Annotated in this window: 7 protein-coding genes and 1 pseudogene; 6 read left to right on the top strand and 2 right to left on the bottom strand. The window is 70.2% G+C overall.

The genetic code is table 11. The features are described 5' to 3' along the window. The coding region (locus tag ACFV4K_RS32880; RefSeq protein WP_379280169.1) for a DUF349 domain-containing protein at positions 1 to 1,382 on the bottom strand (1,382 nt) is incomplete at its 3' end. A 210-nt stretch (positions 1,383 to 1,592) separates the two neighbouring features. Here ACFV4K_RS32880 and ACFV4K_RS32885 point away from each other — a divergent pair. From ACFV4K_RS32885 to dapF, 4 genes are read left to right on the top strand one after another with little or no spacing between them, the layout of a single operon-like run. Then, positions 1,593 to 2,351, top strand: a complete 759-nt coding sequence (locus ACFV4K_RS32885) for a hypothetical protein (RefSeq protein ID WP_379280170.1) — start codon at positions 1,593 to 1,595, stop codon at positions 2,349 to 2,351. Further along, a complete protein-coding gene (gene miaA, locus ACFV4K_RS32890; RefSeq protein ID WP_379096523.1) occupies positions 2,348 to 3,256 on the top strand; it encodes a tRNA (adenosine(37)-N6)-dimethylallyltransferase MiaA in 909 nt (302 codons plus the stop codon). Before ACFV4K_RS32885 ends, miaA begins: the two co-directional genes overlap by 4 nt. 22 nt (positions 3,257 to 3,278) lie before the next feature. Beyond that, positions 3,279 to 4,100 (top strand): TrmH family RNA methyltransferase, encoded by an 822-nt coding sequence (locus ACFV4K_RS32895; protein ID WP_379280172.1) that lies wholly within the window; start codon positions 3,279 to 3,281, stop codon positions 4,098 to 4,100. 5 nt (positions 4,101 to 4,105) lie between these two features. Beyond that, positions 4,106 to 5,026 (top strand): diaminopimelate epimerase, encoded by a 921-nt coding sequence (dapF, locus tag ACFV4K_RS32900; RefSeq protein WP_379280173.1) that lies wholly within the window; start codon positions 4,106 to 4,108, stop codon positions 5,024 to 5,026. A gap of 8 nt (positions 5,027 to 5,034) precedes the next feature. On the opposite strand, the gene ACFV4K_RS32905 is transcribed toward dapF, so the two are convergent. After that, positions 5,035 to 6,132 (bottom strand): alkene reductase, encoded by a 1,098-nt coding sequence (locus ACFV4K_RS32905; RefSeq protein ID WP_379280175.1) that lies wholly within the window; start codon positions 6,130 to 6,132, stop codon positions 5,035 to 5,037. 60 nt (positions 6,133 to 6,192) lie between these two features. On the opposite strand from ACFV4K_RS32905, the gene ACFV4K_RS32910 reads away from it, so the two are divergent. Next, the gene (locus tag ACFV4K_RS32910) at positions 6,193 to 6,567 is read left to right on the top strand and encodes a MerR family transcriptional regulator (protein WP_379280176.1); all 375 of its coding nucleotides are present in this window, start codon (positions 6,193 to 6,195) and stop codon (positions 6,565 to 6,567) included. A gap of 82 nt (positions 6,568 to 6,649) precedes the next feature. Continuing rightward, positions 6,650 to 8,128: pseudogene (gene hflX / locus ACFV4K_RS32915) on the top strand (GTPase HflX); the annotation flags it as partial. Positions 8,129 to 8,275: the final 147 nt, after the last annotated feature.

The following is an 8,275-nucleotide window of genomic DNA, read 5'->3' on the forward strand; positions in this document are numbered from 1 at the left end:
GCCTGCTCCAGGGCCTTCTCCGCGTCGCGGGTCTTGCCCGCGGCCTGGGCCTTGGCGGCCTGCTCCTCGAACTGGGCGACGCGCTCGCGGAACTGGGCGGCGCGGGCCATGGCCTCGGGGTCGGTGCGGCGCCATTGGGCGTCGGCGGCCTCGCGGACCTTCTTCTCGATGGCGCGCAGCCGCGATTCCAGGTCGTGCATGCGCTCGCGGGGCACCTTGCCGATGGCGTCCCACTTCTCCTGGAGTTCGCGCAGGGCGTTGCGAGCGGCATCGAGCCCGGTCTCCGGGTTGATGTGCTCGTAGGCCTTCAGCAGCTCCTCCTTGAGGGAGGCGTTCTGCTCGAACTCGTGGTCGCGTTCGCTGGCCGCGGAGTTGCGGGCGGCGAAGAACACGTCCTGGGCGGCCTTGAAGCGGCGCCACAGCTGCTCGTCGGCCTCGCGGGGGGCGCGACCGGCGGCCTTCCACTCCGTCAGCAGCTCACGGAAGACGGCGGCGGTGCCGGACCAGTCGGTCGAGCCGGACAGTTCCTCGGCGCGGACGCAGAGCTCTTCCTTACGGCTCTTGGCGGCGGCGCGTTCGCGATCCAGATCGGCGAAGTGCGCCCCGCGGCGGCGGTTGAACGCCTCGCGGGCCTTGGAGAAGCGGCGCCACAGCGCGTCGTCGACCTTGCGGTCCACGCCGCGAATGGTCTTCCACTCGTCGAGGATCTCGCGCAGCCGGTCGCCCGCGACCTTCCACTGGGTGGACTCGTTGGCGATCTGCTCGGCCTCGGCTGCCAAGGCCTCTTTGCGCTCGGTTTGCTCGTGCCGGGTGCGGTCCTTCTCCTCCTTGGCGTGCGCGGCCGCCTCGTCGGAGTGTTCGATGATGGCCTGCAACCGGGCGGACAGACCGTCCAGATCGCCGATCACCGAGGCCGTCGGCAACGTTTCGGCAAGCGCGGTGGCGGCGGTCTTGGTCTTGCGGGCGTCGGTGCCGGCGGCCAGGCGGGCTTCCAGCAGCGCCACCTCGGTGGCCAGATCGTCGTAGCGGCGGCCGAAGTGGGCCAGGCCCTCGGCGGCGTCGCCGGCCTGCCAGGAGCCGATCACCCGCTCGCCGTCGGCGGTCTTGACCCAGGCGGTGCCGTCGTCGTCGACCCGTCCCCACTGGCTGGGGTCGCTGACGCTGGGCACCACGACCGGGTGCGGATGCGCGGCGGCCGGGCCGGGCATTGCGTGCGGTTTGGGAGTTTCGGGTTTGCGGCGCGGACCCCCCGGGCGGGGTGCGGCGGCGGCCGCCGGTGATGGCTTGGCGCTCTCGCTCGGGGCAGGCACGGCGGCGCCGGGCTGGGGCGTCGGGGTCGACTCCGGGTGGGTAGCCTTCTCGTTTCCGTTGTTGTCGGTCATAGCTCCTCGTCCCTGCCGCGCGTCACGGCTGCCTGGTTACGCCCTAGCTCATCGGTCTAGCTCATCCCATTCAACCAGGCTGAGATGCGAAATGCTGTCTTTGAGCCCGCTTCGGCGGCGCGGCGATCGGCGGGGGTGGGGCTGGTGAGGTGCGGTAGCGCTACGGTTGACGGCGTGTTCTGTGTTGCGTCACTGGTCCCCTCTCCGCCCGTGCTGGTTCCCGAACTGGAGGGTGCGGCCGGGTCTGCCGTCGAGGGGGCTGTCGCGGAGCTGCGAGCTGCGGTGTTGGCCGCGGGCGAGGCCTTGGCCGCCCGCGTGTCGCGTTGGGTCGTGGTCGGTGTGGCGGAGCCGGGGGAGGGCTCGGGCGTGGGCGATTCGGGCCGGGTGATCGGAGTTGACGCGGTCGGCACGTTCCGGGGCTTCGGCGTGGACGTGCGGGTCGGCTTGTCAGGCCGGGTTGCCGAGCGTGTCGCGGATGTCCTGTTACCGCTGCCCGCGCTGATCGCGGGCTGGCTACGCGAGCAGGTAGCGCCCGAGACCGTCGCGGAATGCCGTCTGATCTCGGCAGATGCCACCGCGGAGGAGTGTCTGGCCTTCGGGCGGGCGCTGCGGGCGGAACTCGACGCAGAATCCGAACCGGTCGGTGTCCTGGTGGTTGCCGACGGCGCGGCCACCCTCTCCCTCAAGGCCCCCCGATACCTGGACGAGCGCGCGGAGGGCGTACAAGCCGACATCGATCGCGCCTTGAGCGCGGGCGACCGCCAGGCCCTCGCCGCCCTCGACACCGCCCTGTGCGCCGAGATCGAGGTGGAGGGCCGGCCCGCCTACCAGGCGCTGGCCGGACTGTTCGCCGCCGACCCCGCTGATCCGCAGGTCGAAACCCGCTACGCCGCAGCCCCGTTCGGCGTCGCCTACCACGTCAGCGTGTGGCGCCCGACCCGCTCCGCCGGCAACGGGGTCACCGCGTGACCCGCCCCGTCGCGGTCGTCGGCCCCACCGCCACCGGAAAGTCCGATCTGGCCCTGGATCTGGCGGAACGCCTGGACGGCGAGATCGTCAATATCGACGCCATGCAGCTCTACCGCGGCATGGACATCGGCACCGCGAAACTCCCGGTCGCCGAACGCCGCGGCATCCCACACCACCAGCTCGACGTCCTCGACATCACCGAAACCGCCACCGTCGCCTCGTATCAGGCGGCGGCCCGCGCCGACGTGGAGGCGATCATGGCGCGCGGCCGCACCCCGGTCATCGTGGGCGGCTCCATGATGTACGTGCAAGCGCTGCTGGACGATTGGGATTTCCCGGCCACCGATCCGGAGATCCGCGCCAAGTGGGAGACGGTGCTGGCCGACCGCGGCACCGTCGCCGTGCACGAGGCGCTGAAACAGGCCGATCCCGTGGCCGCGCAGACGATCCTGCCGACCGACGGCCGCCGCATGGTGCGCGCGCTCGAGGTGGTGGAGCTGACCGGGCAGCCGTTCGCCGCCTCGGCGCCCCAGATCGGTGAACCCCGTTGGGGGACGGCCATTATCGGTGTCGATCGCGAGACCGCCGAACTGGATGCCCGCATCGAACTGCGCACCGCGAAGATGTTCGAATCCGGTCTGCTCGACGAGGTCGAGGGCTTGCTCGCGCACGGTCTGCGCCACGGCCAAACCGCCCGCCGCGCCATCGGTTACGCCCAAGTCCTCGATTTCCTGGACAACGAATACGACCTGAACGAAGCTCAGGAGCGCACCTTCATCGGCACCCGGCGCTATGTCCGGCGACAGCGGTCGTGGTTCCGCCGAGATCAGCGGGTGCGATGGGTGGACGGCGCGGATCCCGCCTTGGCGGAGACCACGCTGGCCCTCCTCGAGCCGCACCGTTGAGGGACGAACAGGAACAACCACAGTGACGCGTCGCGCGAACACACGCACCGCCGCGGTCGGGGTGTGGCAGGCCTACCTGACCACCCGCGCCGCACGCACCCGGGATTCCCGATTCCTGGTGCAGGGCATGCGGCCCATCAGCCGCGCCCTCGAATGCCGTTGGCCGCTGGAGACTCTGGTCTATCGGCTGGGCGATCCCGAACCGTCGCCGTGGGTGCGGCGGGTGCTGGACTCCAGTGGCGTGCCCGGTATCGGCCTGGTGCCGGAGGTGATGGCCGAACTGGCCGAACCGAGCGAGCCGGTGCCGGAACTGGTGGCGGTCGCGGTGACGCAACGTCCCGAACTCGAGGACTTCGCGCCGGGCACCGCGGAGGATCCGGCGACCGTGGTGGTCGTGGACCGGCCCGCGTCGGCGATCCGGTTGGGCGCGTTGATCCGATCGGCGGCGGCGTTCGGGGCGGGCGGGGTGATCGTGACCGGTTCCGGCGCCGACCAATACGACCCGCAGAGCGTGCGCGCCTCCGACGGCGCCCTGTTCGAGGTGCCCGTATTGCGCACCTCGGGTCCGGCTCAGGTGGCGGCGTTCCGGGACCGGCAGCGGGCGCGTGGCATCTCGACGCGGATCGTCGGCAGTGACGATCGCGGCGGCCTGGCCCTCGACGACGCGAAGTTCGACGGCGGCACGGTGCTGGTGCTCGGCGACGAGACCGATGCCCTGGCCGCGGGCTGGCGGCAGGTGTGCGACGAACTGGTCTGCATCCCCACCGACGGCACGCTCGGCATGCCGTCCGCGGCCGCGGTGGCCCTCTACGAAATCTCCCGTCAGCGCCGGGCGCTACCGTAATGACCATGACGAGCGAGAGCAGCGCCGCCGATATCGAATTCAGCAAGGGCCACGGCACCCAGAACGATTTCGTGGTGCTGCCGGACCCGGACGCCTGGCTGCAGCTCACCGAATCCCGGATCGCCGCCCTGTGCGACCGGCAGCGGGGGCTCGGCGCGGACGGGGTGCTGCGGGTGGCCCGCGCGGGCGCGCTGATCGAGACCGGCGTGCTGGCCGCACTGCCCGAGGGCGTCGACGTCGACGACTGGTTCATGGACTATCGCAATGCGGACGGGTCCATCGCCGAGATGTGCGGCAATGGGGTGCGGGTGTTCGCGCACTACCTCGTCGCGACCGGGCTGGAGCAGCGTTCCGAGTTCGTGGTCGGCTCCCGCGCGGGCGCGCGGCCGGTGGTCGTGCACCACGCCGACCCTGTGCACGGTGAAGTGACCGTCGCCATGGGCATTGTGAAGAACCTCGGTCCCTCGACGGCGACGCTGAGCGGACTCGAATTCACCGGGATCGGCATCGACGTCGGCAACCCGCACCTGGCCTGCGTGGATCCGGACCTGACCCCGGCACTGCTCGCCGACCTCGACCTCGAGCAGGCCCCCGGCTTCGATCACACGCTGTTCCCGCACGGTGTGAACGTCGAGATCCTGACCCCGTTGAATGTCGGCTCCGACGGTGAGCGGGGTGTGAACATGCGCGTGTACGAGCGCGGTGTGGGCGAGACCCGATCCTGTGGCACCGGAACCGTGGCGGCTGCGGCCGCCGCCCTGGCCCGCGACGGTTTCGACCTCGCCTCCGACACCGGGCATGTGAAGGTCCGCATCCCCGGCGGCGTGGTGACCGTCGGCATCGAACACGGTTCGGCGTGGCTGCGCGGCCCGTCGGAACTGGTCGCGACGGGCCGCATCGCGGCCAAGTGGTGGCAGGACGCCTGAGCCTTCGCTCACGCGGCGACCATGTCGAGCACCGGGTAGTCGGTGTAGCCGGTCGCGCCGCCGACGTACATCAGGTGCGCGTCGCGGACGGTGTTGAGCGGCGCGCCGATCCGCAGGCGTTCCACCAGGTCCGGATTGGCCAGGAACGAACGACCCAGCGAGACCAGGTCCGCACCCGCGCCGAGGAGCGCCTCGGCCGCGGCGGCTCCGCCGTCGGCGGGTAGCGGGACGCCCCAGCCGAGGTTCGGGTTCGCGATCAGGGTGGTCGGCCACAGGCTCCGGATACGGTGGAACAGGCCGCTTTCCGGGTCGGCGAAGACCACGTGCAGGTAGGCGGGCCGCCGCTGCGCGAGCGCGGACACGAGCGCCGGGTACAGCTCGTCGGTGTCGGTCTCGGCGATGCCGTTGACGTTCACCCCGGGGGCGATCCGCACCCCGACCCGCTCGGCTCCGATGGCCGCGATCACCGCGTCCACCACCTCGACGGTGAACCGGATCCGATTGGCGATCGAACCCCCGTAGGCGTCGGTGCGCTGGTTGGTGTTGTCGGACAGGAACTGGTGCAGCAGATAGCCGTTGGCGCTGTGGATTTCGACGCCCTCGAATCCGGCCGCGATCGCATTGCGGGCGGCGGTGACGAAATCGGCGACAGTGTCCTGGATTTCGGCGACGGTGAGTTCGCGCGGGGTGACCGCGTCCCGGTGCCCAGTGCGGGTGTGCACGGTGTCGGGCAGTGCGATGGCGGACGGCGCGACGGGAGTCAGCCCGCTGTTGTCCGGGTGCCCGACGCGGCCGCCGTGCTGGAGTTGCAGCACCATGCGCCCGCCCGCGGCCCGCACCGAGCCGGTGACCCGCCGCCAGCCCGCGATGTGCGAATCGGTGTAGATGGCCGGGATATTCGGGTAGGTCAGTCCGACCTGGTTGGGGGTGGCGGCCTCGGCGATGATCAGTCCGGCGGTCGCGCGCTGGGTGTAGTAGGTGGCCATGAGCTCGGTCGGGGTGCCGTCGGCGGCCGCGCGATTGCGGGTCATCGGGGCCATCACGAGGCGGTTGGGGAGTTCGAGTGCGCCGACGCGGCCGGTGGTGAAGAGGTCTGTGTTCGTCATGCCGGTAAGGTAAAACCTGACATCAATGTGAGGTGCAAGCCTTGGATTCCGGAGTGCCGCATGCGAATCGGTGAGCTGGCAACACGTACCGGCGTGAGCGATCGGTCGCTGCGCTACTACGAGGAGCAGGGTCTGCTGGTCGCCGACCGCACGCCCGGCGGGCAACGCGATTACCCGGAGCTCGCGGTCGATCGGGTGATCCACATCCAGGAGCTTTTCGCGGCCGGCCTCAACAGCAAGAAGATCTTCGAGATCCTCCCGTGCATGCGGGACGTCGACGGCGGCGCGAACGAGCGCGCCACCCCCGAGCTGGTGGACGAGTTGCGTTCCGAACGCGATCGCATCGACCGGACGATCGCGGACCTGCTGCGGTCCCGCGAGGTGCTCGACGATGTGATCGTGCGCGCGGGGGAGCGGTTCGTGACCAGGTCGTGAGCGGTGACGCGGGTGTCGCATGGTGGTCGCCCCGAAATAACCGAGTGCGGTCGTTTGTTGGGACGTGGGACTATGGAGGTGTATGAGTAAGCCAGAAACGTATGAGTTCACTCCCGCCGAGGACCTCGACGAGGAGACCAACGACGCGCCCGAGACCGGCCGCAATGGCTGGTCGGCCGCGCTGACCGTCGGCGAACAGCAGCTCGAGGAGCGCGCCGCGCTGCGTCGCGTCGCGGGTCTGTCCACCGAACTCGAGGACGTCACCGAGGTCGAGTACCGGCAGCTGCGACTGGAGCGGGTCGTTCTGGTCGGTGTCTGGACCGAGGGCACGGCCGCGCAGGCCGACGCGAGCATGGCCGAGCTGGCCGCGCTCGCGGAGACCGCGGGTTCGGAGGTGCTCGACGCGCTGATCCAGCGCCGCGACAAGCCGGACAAGTCCACCTACATCGGCTCGGGCAAGGCCGACGAGCTTCGCGGCATGGTGCTCGAGCACGGCGCCGACACCGTCGTCTGTGACGGTGAGCTCTCGCCCGCGCAGCTGACCGCGCTGGAGAAGATCGTCAAGGTGAAGGTCATCGACCGCACCGCGCTGATCCTGGACATCTTCGCCCAGCACGCCACCTCGCGGGAGGGCAAGGCGCAGGTGTCGCTGGCCCAGATGGAATACATGCTGCCGCGTCTGCGCGGTTGGGGTGAGTCCATGTCCCGGCAGGCCGGTGGTCGTGCGGGCAGCAATGGCGGTGTGGGTCTGCGTGGTCCCGGTGAGACCAAGATCGAGACCGACCGTCGCCGGATTCGCGAGCGAATGGCCAAGCTGCGCCGCGAGATCCGCGAGATGAAGACCGCCCGCGACACCAAGCGCGCCAAGCGCTCGTCCAGCGGCATCCCGCAGGTCGCGATCGTCGGCTACACCAATGCGGGCAAGTCGTCGCTGATGAACGCGTTGACCGATGCCGGAATCCTGGTGCAGGACGCCCTGTTCGCCACCCTGGATCCGACCACCCGCCGCGCCGCGCTGGAGGACGGCCGCGAGGTCGTGTTCACCGACACCGTCGGTTTCGTCCGCCACCTGCCCACCCAGCTGGTCGAGGCGTTCCGGTCCACCCTGGAAGAGGTGACCGGCGCGGATCTGCTGCTGCACGTGGTCGACGGCTCCGACGCGCTGCCGGATCAGCAGATCAAGGCCGTGCGCGAGGTCATCACCGATGTCTTGCGCGAAACCAAGACTCCCGCGCCGCCGGAGTTCCTGGTGGTCAACAAGATCGACGCCCTGGACCCCCTGGAACTGACCCAGCTACGCGGCTGGCTCCCCGACGCGGCCTTCGTCTCGGCCCGCACCGGCGAGGGCATCGACCAGCTCCGCGATCGCCTCGGCCAGATCCTCGGCGGCCTGGATGTCGAGGTCAGCGTCCTGCTGCCCTACACCCGCGGCGACCTGCTCGCCCGCATCCACGCGGACGGCAAGATCCTCAGCGCCGACCATGAGGAAACCGGCACCCGGGTCCGCGCCCGCGTCCCGAACAGCCTCGCCGGCCAGCTGGCGGAGTTCGCCTACGCGGGCGGCGCGGCCACCGATGTCGAAGAGCTAGACCTCGATGATGATCTCATCGACGAGTTGGACGATATCGACGAGTTGGACGACGCCGACGGCGAGCACGAGGCCGACAAGTCGAACTTTGGTGCCGCGTAACCCGACTCGACCCTGACC

Origin of the sequence: Nocardia sp. NPDC059764, from assembly GCF_042732555.1 — a bacterium.
Lineage (GTDB): Bacteria > Actinomycetota > Actinomycetes > Mycobacteriales > Mycobacteriaceae > Nocardia.